Here is a 1,705-nt window from a genome sequence, read left to right as displayed (position 1 = left end):
GCCATCACGACGGCCGAGCTCGAGGCGTGCATCGAGGCGCAGGGCGCGACGAGCACCGTCGGCCGCGGTGACCTCGTGCTCGTGCGCACCGGCCGCTACGCCCGGGCACTCCGCGAGGGCTGGAACGGCTACGCCGGCGGTCCGAGCGCCGGCCTCTCCTTCACGACCGCCGGCTGGCTGCACCGCACCGAGATCGCCGCCATCGCGACCGACACGTGGGGCTTCGAGGTGCGCCCGAACGAGTTCGACGAGGCGTTCCAACCGCTGCACCAGGTCGTGATCCCGAACCTGGGACTCACCATCGGCGAGATGTGGGACCTCGAGGCGCTCGCCGCCGACTGCGCCGCCGACGGATGCTACGAGTTCCTGCTCGTGGCATCCCCGCTGCCGATCACCGGGGCCGTCGGCTCGCCCGTGAACCCCATCGCCCTGAAGTAGACCCGAACCCCAACGAAGGGACCCCTGATGTCCGCTGTCTCCCGTGTCGCCATCGTCGGCTCCGGCGTGGCCGGCACCACCGCCGCCATCCTGCTCGCCGAGGGAGGCGTCGACGTCGACGTCTTCGAGCGGAAGCCCGACCTGTCGGCCCTCGGCTCCGGAATCACGCTGCAGGGCAACGCCCTGCGCGTGTTCGACCGCCTCGGCGTGTGGGAGGAGGTGAAGGAGGCCGGCTACTCCTTCGACCAGACCGGCCTGCGCGCGCCGGGACCCGACGCGCCGTTCATCGCGCAGATCCCGGACGCGCGAACGGGCGGCCCCGAATACCCGGCGGTGGCGGGCATGTACCGCCCCGACCTCGCCCGCATCCTCGCCGACCGCGCCACCGAGCTCGGCGCCCGCATCCACTACGGCACCACGGTGGCAGGCCTCACGCAGGACGCGGACGGCGTCGACGTCACCCTGAGCGATGGATCGACCGGTCGCTACGACCTGCTCATCGGCGCCGACGGCCTGCACTCCGACATCCGGAAGCAGCTCGGCATCGAGGTCGAACCCGAACGCACGGGCATGGGGATCTGGCGCGCCTTCGTGCCGCGCCCGAAGGAGGTCACGCAGACCGACCTCTACTACGGCGGTCCGGTGTACATCGCCGGATACACCCCCACGAGCGAGGAGATGATGTACGCCTTCCTCGTCGAGCCCGCCCAGGACCGGCAGCTCTCGCCCGAGCAGGGCGTCGAGGTCATGAAGGACCTGTCGCGCGCGTACGGCGGCCCGTGGAACGAGATCCGCGACTCGCTCGACGGCGCCTCGCGCGTGAACTACACGTGGTTCACCCAGCACGTGGTGCCCGACGCGTGGAACCGCGGCCGCGTCGTGCTCATCGGCGAGGCCGCGCACAGCTGCCCGCCCACCATCGCGCAGGGCGCGGCGCAGGCGGCGGAGGACGCGCTCGTCCTCTCCGAGCTGCTGCTGGCACGCGATGCCGTCGACCAGTCGCTCTGGGACGAGTTCCACGCGCGGCGCCTGCCGCGCGCGACCGAGGTCGTCGAGGCATCCGTGCAGCTCGGCCAGTGGCAGATCGACCACGTGCAGGACGCCGACGTGCCGGGTCTGATGCGCCGCATCGCGATGCTCGTGAGCGAGCCGGCATGAGCGCCGCGGACCGCGTCGAGTCGACGCGCGACGAGACCATGCGCACCGCGCCGATCGTCGACGTGCACGCGCACCTGCTGCTGCCCGCGCTGCAGCAGGCGGTGGGGGC

2 protein-coding genes are annotated in these 1,705 nt (G+C 72.0%); both read left to right on the top strand.

Annotation, left to right across the window (positions count from 1 at the left end; translation table 11 throughout):
* Positions 1 to 438 (top strand): cyclase family protein (locus GH736_RS22515; protein WP_162529599.1); only part of this gene is annotated, 438 nt, incomplete at its 5' end.
* Positions 439 to 465: 27 nt separating this feature from the next.
* On the top strand, positions 466 to 1,596 hold the full coding sequence (locus tag GH736_RS22510) for an FAD-dependent oxidoreductase (RefSeq protein ID WP_159607209.1): 1,131 nt from the start codon (positions 466 to 468) through the stop codon (positions 1,594 to 1,596).
* Positions 1,597 to 1,705: the final 109 nt, after the last annotated feature.

The sequence above is a fragment of the Agromyces humi genome (genome assembly GCF_009720255.1).
GTDB lineage: Bacteria > Actinomycetota > Actinomycetes > Actinomycetales > Microbacteriaceae > Agromyces > Agromyces humi.
Note: the sequence above shows the minus strand (reverse complement) of the source record. Positions and strands in the feature narration are given on the sequence as shown.

Coding starts and splice junctions, on each gene's coding strand:
- GH736_RS22510 (WP_159607209.1), top strand. CDS start 466: ATGTCCGCTGTCTCCCGTGTCGCCATCGTCGGCTCCGGCGTGGCCGGC.